This is a genomic window from Microtetraspora sp. NBRC 13810 (assembly GCF_030268685.1).
Classification (GTDB): Bacteria; Actinomycetota; Actinomycetes; order Streptosporangiales; family Streptosporangiaceae; genus BSRQ01.
This window is the reverse complement of the sequence record NZ_BSRQ01000005.1, coordinates 346,599-364,471: the sequence shown is the minus strand read 5'-3', so window position 1 is coordinate 364,471 and position 17,873 is coordinate 346,599. Positions and strand designations below refer to the sequence as shown.

The following is a 17,873-nucleotide window of genomic DNA, read 5'->3' as shown; positions in this document are numbered from 1 at the left end:
GGGATCCGCCGGACCTGCGGGGAAGACGGGCGACCCGCGCGTTGTTAGCAATGAGCGCTTACGCCACCTGGACGTGAAGGGATATATCCGGACATGGCGCTCACGATTTACAGCACCACCTGGTGCGGGCCCTGCAAGCGGCTGAAGAGCCAGCTCACCCGCGAAGGCATCGCCTACGAAGAAGTCGACATCGAGCGTGACCCGGGCGCGGCCGAGTTCGTGGAGAGCGTGAACCAGGGCAACCGCACGGTGCCCACCGTCGTCGTGGACTCGCCGAACGGCCGCCAGGTCCGGACCAACCCGAGCGTCGCCGAGGTGCGCGCCATGCTGGCGGGCACCACCGCCCCCCAGCCCCTCCGGTAACGGCACAGGCGGAACAAGCCCCCGCCCACGGCGGGGGCTGACACCCGCGCCCGGCTCACCGGGCGCGGCTCCGGCAGGCTCGGCTCCGGCAGGCCCGCTTACGCCCGTCGGTTCCGGCAGGCTCGGCTCCGGCGGGCCCGCTTACGCCGGTCGGCTCCGGCTGGGTGGGTGCCCGTGGGCGGCTTCTGCGCGCCGGTTCAGACGGCGTCGGCCGGCTGGGGGTTGGCGCAGTGCTTCAGCGGCTCCCCCCGTACGTAGCGGGCGACGTCCTCGGCGATGATCCGGGCCGCCTTGGCCGCGGTCTCCTTGCTGGCGCCGGCCAGGTGCGGGGTCATCACGATGTTCGGCGTGGTGAGCAGCCGCGACCCGGCGGGGATCGGCTCCTGCGGGAAGACGTCCAGCGCGGCGCCGAAGAGGTGTCCCGAGTCCAGGGCGTCGCAGAGGGCGTCGTAGTCCAGCAGCGCCCCTCTGGCGCAGTTGACGATGACCGACCCGGCCGGCATGGCGGCGATCGCGGCGGCGCCGATCATCCCCCTGGTCTCCGGCGTCACCCGGGCGTGCAGGGAGAGGAACCTCGACCGGGTCAGCAGCTCGTCCAGCTCCACCATCTCCGCCCCGTGCCCGAGGGACTCCGGCGCGACGTAGGGGTCGTGGACCAGCACGCGGGCGCCGAACCCGGCCAGCATCCGGGAGACCCGCATGCCGATCGCCCCGTAGCCGACCAGGCCCACGGTGCTCCCTTCCAGCTCGGGGCCGACGCGGTCGTACATGTAGTAGTCGCCGCGCCAGGTGCCGGCCGCGAGGTCGGCGTGCGTCGGCGGGATGCGGCGGGCGGCGGCGAGCAGCATGGCCACGGTGTGCTCGGCGGTCGCCTCGGCGTTGCGGCCGGGCGCGAAGGTCACCGCGACCCCCGCCCTGGTCGCCGCCTCCAGGTTGGCGTTGACCGGGCCGCCCCGGCTGACGCAGAACAGCCGCAGGTCGGGCGAGGCTGCGAGCACCCGCTCGGTCAGCGGCGCCATCTGGGTCAGGCAGACCTCGACCCCCTGGAGCGCCTCGATCAGCTCGGCCTCCACGTCGGACGCCTCGTCCACCTCGGCGACCCTCCCGAACGGCACCACCGGCCAGGGCAACGTGAGCTCGCGCACGTCCAGTTCACCGGGGACCTCGCGCCTGAGGGCGTCGATCAGCAACCGGTTGAGGACGAAGTGGTCGCCGGCGGCGAGGACGCGGATTGTCACAACGGGCTCCAACTGCATACGGGGTGAATGGAACTGCTGATCCGGCTCGACGCCGGGACGCCGGCCGACCGCACCGGGCCGGTCACCGTTTCGGTCAAGCCGGTCAAGCCGGTCAAGTCCGGCGAGGACGGCCGCGGGCCACTTCTCGGCGATCAGGTCCACGCCGGTCTTCAGCGCGTTGCTGAGGTCGGTCGGCACGTCGCGGCCGACCAGCCGCCGGTTGACGAAGTCGTTCTGGTGGGCGAGCCGCGCGCCGGGGACGGCGCCGGCGTGTTCGCGCAGCAGCCAGACCAGCTTCGGCAGCGCCCAGGTGGCCTGCATGCTCTGGTAGCCGAGCCGGGACCACAGGGCGGCGCCGGCCTCGTTGACCAGGCCGGCCTCGGTCTCCGCGCGCCGGTCGTCGTACATGAGGGCGGGGGTGAGCGGGGCGCCGCCGGGCCGGGTCAGCAGGATGGTGCCGGAGGTGGCGGTGACGGCGACGCCGCCGATCTCCCGGCGCGGCACGTCGCGGAGCGCCTCGCGGGAGGCGGCGCACAGTTCCCGCCACCACTGTTCGGGGTCCTGCTCGTGCCGTGGACCGTTCCGATCGCTGGTCAGGGCGCGCCTGGCCTTGCCCATCACCTCCCCCCGCCCGGTGACGGCCATCGCCCGGACGCTCTGCGTGCCGAGGTCGAACCCCATCCAGACGGTCATGCGCCGCGCCCTCGGGCGAGCAGCGGCCAGGCGGCGGCGTTGGCCTCGCGCAGGGCGAGGAAGTCCTCGTACATGCGGGCGTACCTCGCCGATCCGGCCGGGTCCGGCTCGACGGCGTCGCTCAGCCGTACGTGCTCGCGGGCCGCGGCCTCGACGGACGCGGCGGCGCCGGTGGCGACCAGGCCCACCAGGTACGCGCCGCGCGCGCCGACCTCGGCGTCCCTGGACCGGAACACGGTGGTGCCCGTGACGTCGGCGATCAGCTGCCGCCACAGCGCGCTGGCCGCGCCGCCCCCGCACAGCCGCAGCTCGCGCGGTCGTACGCCGGAGGCGGCCAGGCAGTCGTGGATGACCAGGGTGAGGCCCTCGAACACGGCGCGGGCGACCTGCTCGCGGCCGTGTTCGAAGGACAGGCCGAGGAAGGATCCCCTGGCCAGCGGGTCGAGGAAGGGCGCCCGTTCCCCGGCGGGTGACAGGTAGGGCAGGAAGGCCAGCCCGCCCGCGCCGGGTGCGCCGGCGGCGGCGAGTTCGCCGAGTTCGGCCGGGCCGCCGAGGCCGAGCAGCCGGCAGGCCCACTCGATCACCTCGACCCCGGCGAACGTGGGGAAGGCGCGCAGGTGCCTGCCCGGGACGCCGGAGGCCACGGTGATGCCGGACGCGTCGCCGTCCAGGTCGAGGCGGTCCACGACGATCTCCGTGCACAGCGTGGTGCCGAGGATGCTGCACGCCTGCCCGACCTCCACCGCGCCCGCGCCGATCGCCGTGGCCGCGATGTCGTAGGGGGCCATGACCACCGGGGTGCCCTCGGGCAGGCCCAGCAGGGCGGCGGCCTCCCCGGTCAGCCCGGCGACCCGGTGCGCGTCGTCGCGGGGCTCGGGCAGCAGCCGGGCCGCCCAGCCCAGGTCGAACAGGTCGAACAGGTCCGCGGAGTAGCGCCGGGTGCGCGGGTCCATGAAGGGCGCGGAGCCGTCCGACTCGTCGCAGGCGATCTCGCCGGTGAGCCGGGAGAAGATCCAGCCGCCGCAGGTGAGCATGGCGGCGGAGCGGTCGAGCCGGTCCCGGTCGTGCCGGCCGAGCCAGGACAGGATGGCGCTCGGCAGCCCGGAGGCGGTCAGCGAGCCGTTGATCCGGAAGGCGCGTTCCACGATCCCGGACCTGGTCCACGCGTCGACGATGCCGGCGGCCCTGCCGTCGTTCCACAGGATCGCCGGACCGGTGGGGGCGCCGGCCTCGTCGACGAGCCAGCAGCCGTCCCCCTGGGCGGTCACGGAGATGAAGTCGACGCCTTCGCCCATGAACCCGGCGACCTCGCGCACCACCCGGGTGACCGCGTCCCACACCGCGCCCATGTCCTGTTCGGCCCAGCCGGGCGCGGGGCGGGTCACCCCGGCCTCGTGCCGGGTGACGGCGATCTCGGCGCCGGCGCGGTCGTACCCGACCGCTTTGATCATCGTCGTGCCGGCGTCGACGCAGATGACTGCCATGGGAGCGGCTCCTCTCAAGCCCTGCCGCGGGAGGTCCGCGACCTGCGGGAGAGCGAGTCCACGACCACCGCCAGCAGCAGGACACCTCCCGTGACCATGAACCGGATCGAGGAGTCCAGGTTCAGCAGGGTCAGCCCGCTGGAGATGGACTGGATGACGATGATGCCGAGCAGCGCGCCGAAGGCCGATCCCCGGCCGCCGAAGAGGCTGGTGCCGCCGATGACGGCCGCGGCGATCGCGTTGAGGTTGACGTCGCCGCCGCCGCTGCTCTGGTTGGCCGCCGCGAGCCTGGCCGCGGCGAGCACGCCGCCGACCGCGGCGAAGGTGCTGCACAGGACGAAGACCGACGTGTACACCGCCTTGACGTTGATACCGGCCCGGCGGGCGGCTTCGGTGTTACCACCCACCGCGTAGACGGACTTACCCCATTTCGTCCTGGACAACAGGTAGTGCATGACCAGGACGAGTGCCACGAAGAGGACGAACATCCAGCCCACGCCACGGGTCTGGTTCAGGTACCAGGCGACGACCGTGAGGGCGGCCAGGACCGCCGCGCTGCGGATGACGAGCAGGGTGAGGCTCTTGGCGGACAGCCCGGCCGCCCGGCGCTCGCGGGCGTGCAGGAACCCGGTCAGGAAGAGCCAGCCGGCCGCGACCACGCCGAACACGTAGGACAGCCACGGCGGGACGAAGGAGAGCTGCGCGAAGTTCACCAGGCCGGAGTCGAAGGGCAGGTTGATCGACCCCTTGCTGCCGAGCACGTACAGCATGAGGCCCTGGAAGGCGAGCAGGCCGGCGAGCGTGATGACGAAGCTCGGCACGCCGAACCGGTTGAAGATCTGCGAGTAGATCCAGCCGATGACGGCGCCCATCACGACGGCGGCCAGTACCGCGATCCAGGCGGGCAGCCCGTGGCCGACGAAGAGGACGGCGACGACGGCCGCGGACAGGCCGCTGACCGAGCCGACCGACAGGTCGATCTCGCCGACGAGCAGCACGCAGACGATGCCGAGCGCGATGACGCCGACGGCGGCGGACTCCATCGCCAGGTTCACCAGGTTGGCGCTGGACAGGAAGACCGGGTTGAGGATCTGCAGCACGGTCCAGATCACGACCAGGCCGACGACCACCGGGATCATGCCGAGGTCCCCGCCGCGCGCCCGGTCGGCGATCGCCGTCAGCGCGCCGCCCAGTCCCTCGCGGGACCGCAGGCGCTCGTCCTGGAGGTCGGTGGCGACCGCCGTCGCGGCGGGGCTGCCGGTGCTTCTCACGACGGAAGTCCTTCCTCGGAGGTGGTGGTACGGCGGGCCGCGCGCCGCGCGACCACGTTGTCGCTCGCCCCGGTGATGGCGGCGACGATCTCCTCGGTGGAGACGTCCCGCACGTCGAACAGGCCGTTGTTCCTGCCGAGCCGCAGGACGGCCACGGTGTCGGCGACCGCCTTCACGTCGGCCATGTTGTGGGTGATCATGATGACGCCGAGGCCGTTCTCCCTGAGCCGCTCGACGAGGTTGAGCACCTCGGCCGTCTGGGCGACGCCCAGGGCGGCGGTGGGCTCGTCCAGGATGATGATCTTCGGGTCGCCGAGGAGGGACCTGGCGATGGCCACGGTCTGCCGCTGGCCGCCGGACAGCGAGGCGACCGGGATCCGCACGGTGGGGATCTTGGCGGAGAGCTGGCGGAGCAACTCCCAGGAGCGGGTCTCCATGGCGACCGTGTCCAGCCGGAACGGGCGCAGCTCGTGGCCCAGGAACAGGTTGTCCACCACGTCGAGGTTCTCGCACAGGGCGAGGTCCTGGAAGACGGTCGCGATGCCGAGCCGGTGCGCGGCGGCGGGCGTCGGCACCTCGACCACCCGCGACTCGAAGGTGATCGTTCCCGCGTCCGGCGGGTGCACCCCGGCGAGCACCTTGACCAGGGTGGACTTCCCCGCCCCGTTGTCCCCGACCACGGCGACGACCTGTCCCGCCGCCACATCGAGGTCGATGTCGGTGAGGGCCGCGACGGCTCCGAACGTCTTGCTGATGCCGCGCAGGGACAGCACGCCGGGTGGTGGTTGTGCGGACAAAGGGACTCCCTGAGGTGGATGAGGGGTCCGCGCTCCCGGGCGGAGCACGGGCCGCTACTTGATGCCGAGGTCCGCGCAGGCCGTGGCGTAGTCGGCGGTGCACGCGTCAGCGGCCTTCATGATCCCGCTCTGGAACAGCACCTCGTTGATGTTCTCCTTGGTGACGACCGTCGGGACGAAGAGCTGGGAGGGCGTGTCGTACAGGGTCGTCTTGCCCGCCGGCTTCTTGCCCTGGGCGAACTGGTAGGCGACATCCGCGGCCGCCTCGGCGACGATCTTGATCGGCTTGGAGATGGTGTTGTACTGGTCGCCGGCGATGATGCGCTGGGCGGCGGCCACCTCCGCGTCGTTCCCGGTCACCGGGGGCACCTTCGCGCCGGCCGCCTTGAACGCGGCGATCGCGCCGCCGCCGGTGCCGTCGTTCGCGGCGACGACTCCGGCGATCTGGTCACCGAACTTCGTGATCTGCCCGCTGACCCACTCCTGGGCCGAGGACGGCTGCCAGTTGGGCGTGTCGTACTCCGCCAGCAGCTTCAGGCCGCTCGGATCGACCGCACTGTGGATGCCCTTCTTGATGAGACCGGCCGCCGCGTCCGTCGGGGACCCGTTGACCTGGAGGATCCCGCCCGTCGCCTTCTCCTGCTTGAGGTGGTCCACCAGGGACTGGGCGATCATCGCGCCGATCTTCTCGTTGTCGAAGGAGATGTAGTAGTCGGCGGGCGTGGCCGGGATCGGGCGGTCGTAGGCGATGACCGGGACGTTCTGCGACTGCGCCGTCTTCACGATCGTGGCCGCCGCCGCGGAGTCCACCGGGTCGATGACGATCGCCTTGACGCCCTGGGCCAGCGCGGAGTTCGCCTGCTGCTGCTGCTTGGCGGCGTCGGAGTCGGCGTTCTGGTAGATGACCGAGCACGACGCGCACAGCTGCTTGATCTTGGCCTCGAAGAGCGGCCGGTCCGCCAGCTCGTACCGGGTCGAGGCGAGGTCCGGCATGAGGAAGGCGATCTTGGCGCCGTCCGCGCTCCCGGCGCCGGTCGTCCCGCCGCCCGCGTCCGATCCACCGCACGCGGAGAGCGCCGAACCTGCGACGAGGGCCAGTGCGGCGATCGCCGTCACCCGTACCTGAGCTTTGATCACGGATTCTTCCTCACTGCTCCGTCCTCACGGACGATCCGAACGCTCGCCGGTCGCCGGAGACACCGCTCCGCACCCCTCGGGTGCTCCCCGAGCGCGACAAGACGGGCGGCCCCACCACCTCGTGAAACGTAGGCGGCGACGGGCACCTCCTGTGGTTCCGCTCACGCTAGCGCGGGCCCAGAACGTTTGTCCAGCAAAAGTGTTCAGGGATTTCACCCATGCGTCACCCATGCGGTGAGCTGGGAGAAGACGTCGGTTACCGGGCCCGGCGGAGGGCGGCGAGGAGCCCTTCGGCGGTGAGCACATCGGTGACGAGCTGGTTGAAATAGCCGCCACGGGCGGCGGCGATGATCGCCTGGACCTTCTCCGCGCCGACCGCGACCGCGATCGACACCGGGATGCGGCGCAGGTCGGCGAGGCTCGCCGCGACCAGGCGGTCACTGCCGGGATAACCCACCGGCTCGCCGTCTCGGTCGTAGAACCGCGAGCACACGTCGCCCACGGCGTGCCGCAGGCTGGGCGCGTCGGAGGGCACGAAGGCCGGCGTCACCTGACGGGAGAGCGGCGCGGAGCCGACGCCCATGATGGCGCACCGGGCGTGCGCCCACAGGTCCATGACCCGGCGCACGGAGGGCTCGTGCTGGAGCGAGTTGAACAGCTCGGGGCCGGGCAGGGCCGGCGCGTAGAGATAGCTCGGCACCCCGCCGACGCGCTCGGCCAGGATGCGGGTCGTCTCGTTCGTCTGGAACCAGGGCTGCGGCTCCTCCATGCCGCCCACGGCCGGGACGATGGTGACCCCGGGCAGGTGGCCGATTCCCTCCTGGGCGCACTCGTAGACGGTGCTGCCGGAGGACACGAGCACGGTGTCGCCGGACTCCAGCCCGGCCGCCGCGACCGCGCGGGCCAGGCCGGGCGCCAGCCACGGACCGACCCGCGGGCCGCCGGCCTTCGGCACCAGGTAGACCCGCCGCAGCTTCAGCGCGTCGGCCAGCTCGGTCGCGAGCGGCCCGTTCTCCACACCGGCCGGGCGGTGCACCCGGATCTCCACCATCCCCTGCCGCCGCGCCTCGGTGAGCAGCCGGCTGACCGTCGCCCGGCTCACGCCGAGCCGCTTGGCGATGTCGGCCTGGGTGGCGTCGTCGAGGTAGTACTGCGTGGCCGCGGCGTACATCAGCTCCTGGGGGAAGCGCGCGGAACCCTGCCCGTCGGCCGGGTCGGGAACAGGGCGCTGCTGGGGATCGGCGGCATTCATCGCGCGTGCTCCTGTTCCCGCGGTCAGCTGAACATGTGTGCTGAACGGATGCGCTCGATTATATCGCCGCGCCGAGGGGACACAGCTTAGCCCCAGGTCAGCCCTACCAGTCGCCCTCCAGGCGACCGCCGTACCACGTCTCGATCAGGCGGCGGGCTATGGAGACCTCCGGAGGGAGCCGGATCTCGCCGGACCGCATCGCGGCGACCAGCTCGGCACGGGTGAACCAGCGCGCCTCGGCGATCTCGTCGTCGTCGCACTCGATCTCCGTGGAGACCGCGTGCGCGAAGAAGCCGAGCATGAGGCTCCTCGGGAACGGCCACGGCTGGCTGCCCATGTAACGCGGCGAGCGCACCTTGACGCCCACCTCCTCGGCGACCTCGCGCATCACCGCGTGCTCCAGCGACTCGCCGGGCTCCACGAACCCGGCCAGCACCGAGAACCGCCCCTCCGGCCACTCCGGCCCGCGGGCCAGCAGGCAGCGGTCGTCGTCGTCGCGGACCAGCATGATCACCGCGGGGTCCACCCGGGGGAAGTGCTGGCTGCCGTCCTGCGGGCAGGACCGCATGTGCCCGCCCGCCTTCACCACCGTACGGCTGCCGCAGCGCGGGCAGAACTCGTGCGTGGCGTGCCACGCCTCCAGCGCCACCGCGTAGACCATCAGCCCCGCGTCGCGGTCTCCGAGCAGCGAGCCCACCTGCCGCAGCCCGGCCGGCACGGTCTCGCCCTCGCCCAGGTCGGCCGGGCGCACCGGGGCCACGATCCGCGGCGGCTGCGCCGCGCCGTTGCCCTGCTCGCGCCCCGGGTCCGTCCCCGGGAGCGGCGCCGAGACCGCGAAGTAGGCGACCCCGCCCGGGTCCACGCCCAGCAGGTAACGCTCACCCTGCGGCGCCTCCCCCGGCGTGGTCAGGACGACCTCGATCTGCTCGCCGGTCCGTCTGACCAGCGACCTGCCCTCGTCCACGACCAGCACCCTGGTCGCCTCGTCGGCCCAGACCCGCTTCAGCCACTCCGCGTCGTTGCGGAGCAGCGCCGACCGGTCGATCGCACTGCGCGCAAGAAGCAGCGGTCCCAACAGGCCCTCGTCTGCCACGATCTCCAAGCTCGCCCCACCCCTTTATGAGCCGTGGCCCATCCTATGTCGCCCCATGGGCATCTCTTTCTCCACCCGCGCCGGCGGTGGACGAGGACCGCGCGTGGCGCCTCGGGCTGTGGAAAACCTCCCGAGGAAAAACCTCCCGGGGGAAAGCCATCCGGGGGGAGAGCCGTCCGGGGGAGCGCCGTCCGGGGGGAGCGCCGTCCGGAAAGCCGGCCGCCCGCCGTCCGCTCCGCCGGGCGGCGGGGGCGGTACGGCGGGCGGGCGGGCCAGGGATCAGCGGACCTCCTTCGCCTGGGCGGCGTAGACCACGATGTTGTCCCGGTAGCTGCCGCGGCTGCGGTCGAAGGTGCCGCCGCAGGTGATCAGCCGCAGTTCGGGCTTACTGCTCCTGCCGTAGACCTGGGCGTTGGGGATGCGGTTCTTCGGGTAGCGGGCCAGGCGCTGGACCTTGAAGGTGACCGCGCTGCCGTCGGCCCGCTCGACCCGGATGGTGTCGCCCTTCTTCAGTTGCCGGAGGCGGTAGAAGACGGCCGGTCCGGTGCGCGAGTCGACGTGCCCGGCGATGACCGCCACGCCCGGCTCCCCGGGTTCCGGCCCTGCGACGTTCCAGCCGACGTTGTCGAACCGCTTGGGGGCGACCAGGCGTCCCGACCTGTCCAGTTTGAGGCCGATGACCCCGGTGTTGACGCCGATGGCCGGTACGCGGAGCCGTACGGGCTTGGCGACGTCCCTGGGGGCGGCCGCCTGCCTGACGGCGGGCGTGACGACCTGGGCCTCGGCGGCGCCGTTCGAGACGGCGAGGGGGATCTCGACCGCGTTCCCGGCGGCCGAGGGGGGCGGCGCGGCGGCGCCGGTGACCGGTGTCGCGGAGCATCCCGCGGCGGTGATCGCGATGACGGCGGTGAGGGCGGCGACGGCCGCGGGGTTGCGTGTCCCGCGCCCGGCACCGGCGCCCGTGCGGAGCGGCTCCATCTCAGGCACCCGCCCCGTTCCTGCGGCGCAGCCAGATGCCGCCGCCGGCCAGCGCCCCGAGCCCGACGAGCCCGGCCGCGATCGCCGCCGCCGGCACCCCGCCGGACTCGGCCGACACCTCGACCCAGGTACCACCCGCACCGGTGTCCACCCCACCCCTGGGAGCGGACCCGTCGTCATCGTCGTCGTCATCGCGGGAGACGCCACCCTTACCGGTGTCCACCCCACCCCTCGGAGCGCCGTCGTCATCGTCATCGTCGTCCCGGCTGACCCCACCCTTACCGGTGTCCACGCCACCCCTGGGGGCGTCGTCGTCATCGTCGTCATCGCGAGAAACGCCGCCCTTGCCGGTGTCCACCCCACCCCTCGGAGCGCCGTCGTCATCATCGTCGTCGTCCCGGCTGACGCCGCCCTTGCCGGTGTCCACGCCGCCGCGCGGGGCGTCGTCGTCATCGTCGTCATCGCGGGAGACGCCACCCTTACCGGTGTCCACGCCACCCCTCGGAGCGCAGTCGTCATCGTCATCGTCGTCCCGCGAGACGCCGCCCTTGCCGGTGTCCACGCCGCCGCGCGGGGCGTCGTCGTCATCGTCTCGGGCGTCGGCCAGGGACGGGGCGGCGAGGGCGGGGGCCGGGGGGATGAGGACGGTGCCCGTGACGCCCGTGCCGACGACGAGGCCGACGGTGAGAAGGGCCCGCCGAAGTACCAGAGTCATGATGTTCCTCCTGGTCGGAACCCGCGGCCTGTCCGCGGATGACTCAAGCTTTGGGTGGACCCGTGAGCCCAAGGTGAGCCCGATATGAGAGGCTTCCCATCCATCTGTCGGTCGGTAGGTCGTTCTCCAAATCTCGCCCCGGCGCCCCTTGGACCGCCCTGTCCGGGGTAGCAGGATCACATGCGCTTCGGGAACCGGGACGTGCGCTTCCTCGGCGGGGCGGCCGGCTGTCTCACCATGATCGCCGTGTCGCTCCTGCTGTCCCTGCTGCTCACACTCATCCTCAACCTGCTGCTGTGACCTGGGCTGTCACGCGTCGAGGGTTCCTTCCAGGGCGGCCGGCCGGAGGAGATCGGCCACGGCGAAGAGCATGTGCTCGCGGCCCGGCGGGCAGACGAGCTGGAGCCCCACGGGGAGGCCGTCCAGCGTGCCGGCGGGCACGGTGAGCGCGGGGAGGCCGGTGAGGTTCCACGGGCTGGTGAGGGCCAGCAGCGTGTCCCGTACCGGCACGGTGACGCCGTCGATCTCGACCTGCCGGGTGTCCAGGGGCGGGGCGGTGATCCCGACCGTGGGCAGCGCGAGCAGGTCGAAACGCGCGAAGAGGTCGTCGAACCGGGCGCGGTGCCCATCCCGTGCGGCCAGGGCCCGCACGTATCGCCAGCCGGGCATGGCCGCGGCGCCTTTCAGGCGGTCCAGCACCTCGGGGTCGAAGAGCTCGGGGCGGCCGGCGACCCGGTCGGCGTGCACGGCGTACGCCTCGCTGCTCTGGACGGCGGCGAAGTCGCGGTGCAGCTCGTCGAGGGCGGGCAGTTCCACGCCGGTCACGTCCTGGCCGAGCAACGCCCGCCTGGCCAGGGCGGCGACCGGCCGCGCGATCGGCAGGCCGGGACCGGGCTCGGCCCAGCCGATCCTGGCGGGCGTCTCCCGGCGCGGCGGCCCGGGAAGCGGGACGAGCGCCCGGTAGGCGAGCAGGCAGTCGGCGGCCGTGCCCGCGATGAGGCCGACGTGGTCCAGCGTGGCGGCGAGCGGGAACACGCCGCCGGTGGGCAGCGCGCCGAACGCGGGCTTGAAGCCGGCCACGCCGCACAGCGCCGCGGGGATGCGGACGGAGCCGCCGGTGTCGGTGCCGACCGCCAGCGGCACCAGCCCGGCCGCGACCGCGACCGCCGCGCCGCCGCTGGACCCGCCGGACATCCGGGCGGGGTCGCGGGGGTTGCGCGCCGGTCCGTGCACCGACCGGTCACCGGTGGGGCCGTAGGCGACCTCGTGCATGGTGGTCGTGCCGACGATCACCGCGCCGGCCGTACGCAGCCGCCGTACGCACTCGGCGTCCCGCTCGGCGACGCGCCCGGCGAAGTGCGCGGACCCCCTGGTGACGGGCAGGCCGGCGACGTCGATGTTGTCCTTCACCGCGACCGGGACGCCGTGCAGCGGCCCGCGGTCCACCCCGGCGGCCAGCTCCGCATCCGCCCGCCGGGCCGCCTCGCGCGCCCCCTCGGCGTCCACCGCCGCGAACGCGCCCAGCTCCGCGTTCCGCCCGGCGACGGCGTCCAGGGTACGGCGGGCCAGCTCGGCGGCGGAGACCGCGCCGGACCGCAACCGGGCGGCGAGTTCGGCGATCGTGTTCTCGTGCACCCGCGTCACCGGGGGAAGCCCGGGCTGGGACGGTGACCGGGCAGGACCGCGCGGGCCGGTTCCGGCGGCCGTGCCGCGCCGCGCTCGCGGTCGCCGACTCCCACCTGCGGGCCGAACCCGCCCACCCGTACCGGACTCACACGCATCCCGTCGCCTCGTCCCTTCTCCTGGCCAAACGTTTGGGTTACCGATTGCCCAAACGTTTGGCCCATTCGTTCGGGTTATCGTCTTGCGAGAACCGGCACGACGTCAAGTCCATCTGAGGCCCACCCCGAAGCTCCGGAACCGGGGGACGATCTTGCGGTACTACGCATAGCGCAGTACCGTGCATCGCGTGGATGGTAGCCAATTGCTCAAAGGTGTGCTCGACGTGGCCGTGCTCGCCGTCCTCAACGAGCGGGACAGTTACGGCTACGACGTCGTGCGCCGGCTCCGCGAGGCCGGCCTGGAAGACGTCGGCGACGCCTCCGTGTACGGCACGCTCCGCCGGCTGTTCAAGGCCGGCGCCCTCACGTCCTACGTGGTGCCTTCCGACGAGGGTCCCTATCGCAAGTACTACGGCCTCAACGACAACGGCCGCGACCTCCTTGCCACCTCGGCCAAGACCTGGTCCGCATTCGCCGAAACCATGGACCACCTGCTCAAGGAGCTGCGTGCGCGATGAACCCGCCCGAATACGCGCAAGCCGTACGAGACGCCTTGTCCGATCTGCCGGAGGCCGACCGGGACGAGCTGCTGGAGGACCTTGACGACCACCTCGCCGAGGTCGCCGCGGAGTCCGACGTGCCGCTGGACGAGCGGCTCGGCACCCCCGAGGCGTACGCGGCCGAGCTCCGGGCCGCCTACGAAGGCAAGCCCGCGGGCGCCGAGACACGTCACGACCGGCGGAGCGTGGCTTCCCAGGTGCGCGACCGGGTGACCGGCGCCGCGCGGCACACCCACGACCGGCTGCTCCGGCTGACGCCGTACCGGCAGCTCACGGCCTTCCTACCGGAACTGCGGCCCGGCTGGTGGGTGGTGCGCGGGTACGTGATCGCCGCTCTCGCACTGTCCGTTCTGCACCGGTCGACCGTGCTGGTGCCCGACGACGTGGCCGCCTGGGCCTTCGCGCTCGGCGTGGTCTGGGTGTCGGTGTGGCTGGGCAGGCGCACCCTGGAGGAGCGGCCCAGGTTCTGGTGGCGGCTCACGGCGGTGACCGCCAACGCGGCGGGCGGCGTGCTGCTGTTCGGCGTGCTGCTCACCGTGTCGACCACGAACTCCGAGCCGAGACCGTACGCGGCGCAGATGAAAGCGCCCGTACCGGTCAGCGCGTTCGACGGTGTCTACAACCTCTATCCGTACGCCGAGGACGGCACTCCGCTGCACGGGATTCGCCTGTACGACCAGGATGGCCGGCCGCTCACGCTGGACCCCGAAATGTATGGATACGCGCTCGACCAGCGTTGCCTGGCGGACCCGCCGCTCGCCAACGAGTATCCGCTCCGGCTCTTCTCCTACTTCTCCGACGTACCGATGGAGCCGACGCAGCCGGACGCGACGGGGGTGTTCCCCGGTCCGCAGTCGATCTGCCCCAGCCCGTCGCCCGGCCCGGCCTCCTTGGCGGAGGCGCCCCCGGCCGACACCCCACCCCCGCCGCACCCCGCGACGCCCGGGACGCCTGGACCGATCCCAGCGGCGCCCGGTCCGGCCTCGACCGCATCCGCCTCGCCCAGCCCGGCCTTGCCGTCGTCCCCCTCGCCCTCGTCCGGCGGGTCCTAGCCGGCCGCGGCACCGCGCCGTGGTTCCGGCCCCCGTCCGGCGCGGAGGCGCACCCGGGGACGTCTCCGGCGCCGGCGCGTCGCCGTTCGCCGTGGACGGCACAGGCTGCGAACGGCCGCGACGGCCGCGGGGCGGGGAGCCTCGCGACCGTCGCGGCCTGGGGGAGCGTCTTCGTCTCTGCTGTGCGGGTCATGTCGTTCAGATGCCCGACTCCACCCTGCGCCGCAGCCACAGGCCGCCGCCCGCGAGCACGCCGATCCCGGCGATGCCGCCGATCACCAGCGCGGCGGGCACACCCTGCTCCTCGGCCGCCGAGGTCTTCACCCAGCCGGCGCCCGCGTCCACCCCGCCACGCGGAGCGGCGTCGTCACCATTCCCGCCAACCGTGCTCGCGGCCACCCCACCGCGCTGAGCGGCGACGTCGTCCCCGGCGGTACCGCCTTCACCGGCGGCCACCCCACCCCGGGCAGCGTCGTCGTCACCCGACACCCCACCCCCGGCACCGGCCACCTCACCACGGTCGTCCCGGTCGTCATCGCGGTCGTCGTCCCGGTCATCGTGGTCATCGCGGTCATCGCGGTCATCGCGGTCGTCGCGGTCATCGTCCCGGTCGTCACGGTCATCGCGGTCGTCGCGGTCATCGCGGTCGTCCCGGTCATCGCGGTCATCGCGGTCGTCCCGGTCATCGCGGTCATCGCGGTCGTCCCGGTCATCGCGGTCATCGCGGTCATCGCGGTCGTCCCGGTCGTCCCGGTCATCGCGGTCGTCCCGGTCATCGCGGTCATCCCGGTCATCGCGGTCATCCCGGTCGTCGAAGGCGATCGTGGCGGCGTAGGCGGGGACGGGGGTGATGAGGACGCCGGCGGTGGCGCCGGTGCCGAGGACGAGGCCGGCGGTGATCAGGGCCCGGCGAAGCGCGAGAGTCATGATGTTCCTCCTGAGTCGATCCCCGCGGCCTTTCCGCGGATGACTCAAGCTTCGAGCGGGCCCGTGAGTCCGCTGTGAGCTCTACATGAGAGGCTTCACATCCGGCCGCCGGCCGTAGGTGGTCAGCCCTTCGCCCGTGCGAGCGCCTTCTTGTGGCCGGTGTTCAGGAGCGCGAGCGCGGCCAGGGCGGCGAGCACGGCGGCGCACGCGGCCACGTAGCACCAGGGTGCGGGCAGGTAGTTGGCCGCGGTCAGCACGGTGGGAGCCTTGTCGGTGAAGAGCCGGAAGACGATCGCCAGCGGCCCCTCCCAGACGCCCGCGGCCAGCACAAGAAGCATGGCCAGCCGGTACCGCCCCTCGTCCATCACGCCCTCCCCGAGTCGTCGTCGATCACGTGTCGAACGTAACCGGGGACCGGTTCCGGCGACCAGCGACCGAAGTCGCCGATCGCCGGACGACGGCGGAGAAGTCAGGCGCGCAGGCGGTAACCGGTGCCGCGGACGGTCTGGATCCGCTCGTTGCCGATCTTGCGGCGGAGGTAGCGGACGTAGACGTCGACGATGTTGGAGCCGGGGTCGAAGTCGAACCCCCAGACGTGGCTGAGGAGCTGTTCGCGGGTGAGCACCTGGTCGGGGTGCCGGCAGAAGACCTCGGCGAGCGCGAACTCGCGGGTGGACAGGTCCACCGCGCGGTCGCCGACGTGCACCCGGCGGGCTCTGAGGTCCAGCGACAGGTCGCCGACGCGCAGGACGGTGACCTCGGGCACCCGGTCGGCGCGCAGCCGCAGCCGTACCCGGGCCAGCAGTTCCTCGAAGGCGAAGGGTTTGGCGATGTAGTCGTCGGCGCCCCCTTCCAGCCCGGCGACCGTGTCGGCGACGCTGTCCCTCGCGGTGAGGATGATGACCGGGATGGTGGTCCTGGCCTCGCGCAGCCGGCGCAGCACGGTGAAGCCGTCGCGCAGGGGCAGGCCGATGTCCAGGATCAGCAGGTCGTACTCGCCGCTGACGGCGTAGTCGAAGGCCGCGATGCCGTCCTCGACGACGGTGGTGACGAAACCGTTGCCGCGCAGCCCCTTCTCCAGGAACGAGGCGATCCGGAGCTCGTCCTCGGCGATCAGGATGCGGTTCAACTCGTCTCCTCGGCGTAGACGGGGGAAACCCTCGGGGCCGCGCCGAGGGGGATGGAGATGGTGAACAGCGCGCCGCCGGTGTCGGCGTCCGCGACCCGCACGTTGCCGCCGTGGCCTTCGGCGATCGACCGGACGATGGCCAGCCCCAGGCCGGCGCCCTCGTGGTGGCGGCTGCCCGCCCGGACGAACCGGCCGAAGATCTTCTCCCGGTCCTCCGGCCGCACGCCCGGCCCGGCGTCGCGCACCCACAACTCCACCCACGCCCCCCGTACGGCGGAGCCGACCGCGATCAGGTCGCCCTGCGCGGTGTGCCGGAAGGCGTTGGCGAGGAGCTGCATCAGCGCCTGGGTGAGCCGCTGGCGGTCGGCGAGGATGCTCAGGTCGGCCACCTCGTCCACCCGCCAGTTCCGCTCGCCGAGGGCCCGCGCCTTCGCGAGGACGCTGACGGTCAGGTCGGCCACCTCCACCTCGTCCATGGCGATGAAGCCGGGCTGTTCGGACTTGGCCAGCGTGAGCAGGTCGTCCACGATGCGGTTCATCCTGGACAGCTCGTCGGTGACGAGGGCGATGGTCTCGATCCGGTCGGCCGGGTCGTCGCCCATCAACTCCAGGTGGCCGCGGATGACGGTGATGGGCGTGCGCAGCTCGTGCCCGGCGTCGTCCACGAACTCGCGTTGCGCGGCGAAGGCGCGTTCCAGCCGGTCGAGCATGTGGTTGAACGTGCGGGCCAGCGCGGCGACGTCGTCGTTGCCCGGGACGTCGAGCCGCCGGGTGAGGTCGGAGGAGTCGCTGATCCGCTCGGCCGTCTGGCGGACCAGCCGTACCGGGGCGAGCACCCGGCCGGCGACGAACCAGCCGACGCCGCCCGCCATCGCCAGGGCCACCAGCGCGGTGATGCCCTGCGCCTGCACCGCCTCCACCACGTCCTCGCGGCGGAAGTCGTAGAACATCGCCGCCACGAAGGCGCCGCGCTGCGCGCCGGACCGCACCGGGAAGACCGCGTAGCGGACCCGGCCCGCGTCGCTCTCGACCCAGTCGTACATGGGCCGGTCGACGGCGGCCAGTTTGGCGATGAACTCGGGGTCGCTGTCCAGCGTGTCGGGCGGGGTGGCGAAGGTGCGCTTGTGCGGCTTGGCGTCGAGGATCGTGAAGAACGTCTCATAGCGGTCGGGGACGTTGAAGGTGAGGTGCCCTTCGAGCAGCGCCCCGAGATCCCGCGTCCCCGTCGTCTCCACGGTCTTGTCGATATAGGTCGCCAGCTTCTCCTTCTCGTTGCTGAGTTCCACGTCCACCTGGCCCTGTAACCGGCCGAGCATGATCGTCCAGGTCGCGAAGACCGAGATGAGCAGCGCCAGGGCGACGACGAGCAGCATCCAGCCCACGATCCGGGCCCGTGCACTCAC

The 17,873-nt window shown here is 72.5% G+C and carries 18 protein-coding genes; 3 read left to right on the top strand and 15 right to left on the bottom strand.

Features of this window, described 5'->3' with window-relative positions; translation table 11 throughout:
• Positions 1–93 precede the first annotated feature (93 nt).
• Entirely contained in the window at positions 94–363 is a 270-nt protein-coding gene (locus QSK26_RS13460) for a mycoredoxin (RefSeq protein ID WP_285775424.1), read from the top strand.
• A gap of 197 nt (positions 364–560) precedes the next feature.
• Here QSK26_RS13460 and QSK26_RS41790 read toward each other — a convergent pair whose 3' ends face one another.
• From QSK26_RS41790 to QSK26_RS13400, 11 genes are all read right to left on the bottom strand, one after another.
• Positions 561–2,294, bottom strand: coding sequence for an NAD(P)-dependent oxidoreductase (locus tag QSK26_RS41790; protein ID WP_352244321.1), 1,734 nt, complete (start codon positions 2,292–2,294; stop codon positions 561–563).
• Positions 2,291–3,778, bottom strand: a complete 1,488-nt coding sequence (locus QSK26_RS13445; protein ID WP_285775423.1) for an FGGY-family carbohydrate kinase — start codon at positions 3,776–3,778, stop codon at positions 2,291–2,293. Before QSK26_RS13445 ends, QSK26_RS41790 begins: the two co-directional genes overlap by 4 nt.
• A gap of 14 nt (positions 3,779–3,792) precedes the next feature.
• A complete protein-coding gene (locus tag QSK26_RS13440; RefSeq protein WP_285775422.1) occupies positions 3,793–5,049 on the bottom strand; it encodes a sugar ABC transporter permease in 1,257 nt (418 codons plus the stop codon).
• Positions 5,046–5,846 carry an ATP-binding cassette domain-containing protein gene (locus tag QSK26_RS13435; protein WP_285775421.1) on the bottom strand — a complete coding sequence of 267 codons (801 nt, stop codon included), beginning with the start codon at positions 5,844–5,846 and terminating at the stop codon, positions 5,046–5,048. Before QSK26_RS13435 ends, QSK26_RS13440 begins: the two co-directional genes overlap by 4 nt.
• 54 nt (positions 5,847–5,900) lie before the next feature.
• Positions 5,901–6,983: a substrate-binding domain-containing protein gene (locus QSK26_RS13430; RefSeq protein WP_285775420.1), complete on the bottom strand. Its 1,083-nt coding sequence runs from the start codon at positions 6,981–6,983 to the stop codon at positions 5,901–5,903.
• Between the two features lie 256 nt (positions 6,984–7,239).
• Positions 7,240–8,235, bottom strand: coding sequence for a sugar-binding transcriptional regulator (locus QSK26_RS13425; protein WP_285775419.1), 996 nt, complete (start codon positions 8,233–8,235; stop codon positions 7,240–7,242).
• Between the two features lie 103 nt (positions 8,236–8,338).
• Entirely contained in the window at positions 8,339–9,337 is a 999-nt protein-coding gene (gene nudC, locus QSK26_RS13420) for an NAD(+) diphosphatase (protein ID WP_285775418.1), read from the bottom strand.
• Between the two features lie 270 nt (positions 9,338–9,607).
• The gene (locus QSK26_RS13415) at positions 9,608–10,306 is read right to left on the bottom strand and encodes a class F sortase (RefSeq protein WP_285775489.1); all 699 of its coding nucleotides are present in this window, start codon (positions 10,304–10,306) and stop codon (positions 9,608–9,610) included.
• 1 nt (position 10,307) lies between these two features.
• The gene (locus tag QSK26_RS13410; protein WP_285775417.1) at positions 10,308–11,021 is read right to left on the bottom strand and encodes a hypothetical protein; all 714 of its coding nucleotides are present in this window, start codon (positions 11,019–11,021) and stop codon (positions 10,308–10,310) included.
• Between the two features lie 309 nt (positions 11,022–11,330).
• Entirely contained in the window at positions 11,331–12,665 is a 1,335-nt protein-coding gene (locus QSK26_RS13405) for an amidase (protein WP_285775416.1), read from the bottom strand.
• Positions 12,662–12,802 (bottom strand): hypothetical protein, encoded by a 141-nt coding sequence (locus tag QSK26_RS13400; protein WP_285775415.1) that lies wholly within the window; start codon positions 12,800–12,802, stop codon positions 12,662–12,664. Before QSK26_RS13400 ends, QSK26_RS13405 begins: the two co-directional genes overlap by 4 nt.
• Positions 12,803–12,990: 188 nt before the next feature.
• On the opposite strand from QSK26_RS13400, the gene QSK26_RS13395 reads away from it, so the two are divergent.
• Positions 12,991–13,320, top strand: a complete 330-nt coding sequence (locus QSK26_RS13395; RefSeq protein ID WP_285775414.1) for a PadR family transcriptional regulator — start codon at positions 12,991–12,993, stop codon at positions 13,318–13,320.
• A complete protein-coding gene (locus tag QSK26_RS13390; RefSeq protein ID WP_285775413.1) occupies positions 13,317–14,414 on the top strand; it encodes a DUF1700 domain-containing protein in 1,098 nt (365 codons plus the stop codon). The genes QSK26_RS13395 and QSK26_RS13390 overlap by 4 nt, the downstream gene beginning before the upstream one ends.
• A 198-nt stretch (positions 14,415–14,612) precedes the next feature.
• Here the strand turns inward: QSK26_RS13390 and QSK26_RS13385 are convergent, their stop codons facing one another.
• The 4 genes from QSK26_RS13385 to QSK26_RS13370 all read right to left on the bottom strand — a co-directional run bounded on the left by QSK26_RS13385 (position 14,613) and on the right by QSK26_RS13370 (position 17,873).
• Positions 14,613–15,341, bottom strand: coding sequence for a hypothetical protein (locus QSK26_RS13385; protein WP_285775412.1), 729 nt, complete (start codon positions 15,339–15,341; stop codon positions 14,613–14,615).
• A gap of 122 nt (positions 15,342–15,463) precedes the next feature.
• A complete protein-coding gene (locus QSK26_RS13380; RefSeq protein WP_285775411.1) occupies positions 15,464–15,706 on the bottom strand; it encodes a hypothetical protein in 243 nt (80 codons plus the stop codon).
• A 104-nt stretch (positions 15,707–15,810) separates the two neighbouring features.
• Entirely contained in the window at positions 15,811–16,470 is a 660-nt protein-coding gene (locus tag QSK26_RS13375; RefSeq protein ID WP_285775410.1) for a response regulator transcription factor, read from the bottom strand.
• Entirely contained in the window at positions 16,467–17,873 is a 1,407-nt protein-coding gene (locus QSK26_RS13370) for a sensor histidine kinase (protein ID WP_285775409.1), read from the bottom strand. Before QSK26_RS13370 ends, QSK26_RS13375 begins: the two co-directional genes overlap by 4 nt.

Bases quoted from the DNA above. Each gene is read 5' to 3' on its own strand.
- QSK26_RS13380 (WP_285775411.1), bottom strand. From the start codon at position 15,706: ATGGACGAGGGGCGGTACCGGCTGGCCATGCTTCTTGTGCTGGCCGCG.
- QSK26_RS13400 (WP_285775415.1), bottom strand. From the start codon at position 12,802: ATGCGTGTGAGTCCGGTACGGGTGGGCGGGTTCGGCCCGCAGGTGGGA.
- QSK26_RS13445 (WP_285775423.1), bottom strand. From the start codon at position 3,778: ATGGCAGTCATCTGCGTCGACGCCGGCACGACGATGATCAAAGCGGTC.
- QSK26_RS13425 (WP_285775419.1), bottom strand. From the start codon at position 8,235: ATGAATGCCGCCGATCCCCAGCAGCGCCCTGTTCCCGACCCGGCCGAC.
- QSK26_RS13415 (WP_285775489.1), bottom strand. From the start codon at position 10,306: ATGGAGCCGCTCCGCACGGGCGCCGGTGCCGGGCGCGGGACACGCAAC.
- QSK26_RS13390 (WP_285775413.1), top strand. From the start codon at position 13,317: ATGAACCCGCCCGAATACGCGCAAGCCGTACGAGACGCCTTGTCCGAT.
- QSK26_RS13385 (WP_285775412.1), bottom strand. From the start codon at position 15,341: ATGACTCTCGCGCTTCGCCGGGCCCTGATCACCGCCGGCCTCGTCCTC.
- QSK26_RS41790 (WP_352244321.1), bottom strand. From the start codon at position 2,294: ATGACCGTCTGGATGGGGTTCGACCTCGGCACGCAGAGCGTCCGGGCG.
- QSK26_RS13410 (WP_285775417.1), bottom strand. From the start codon at position 11,021: ATGACTCTGGTACTTCGGCGGGCCCTTCTCACCGTCGGCCTCGTCGTC.
- QSK26_RS13460 (WP_285775424.1), top strand. From the start codon at position 94: ATGGCGCTCACGATTTACAGCACCACCTGGTGCGGGCCCTGCAAGCGG.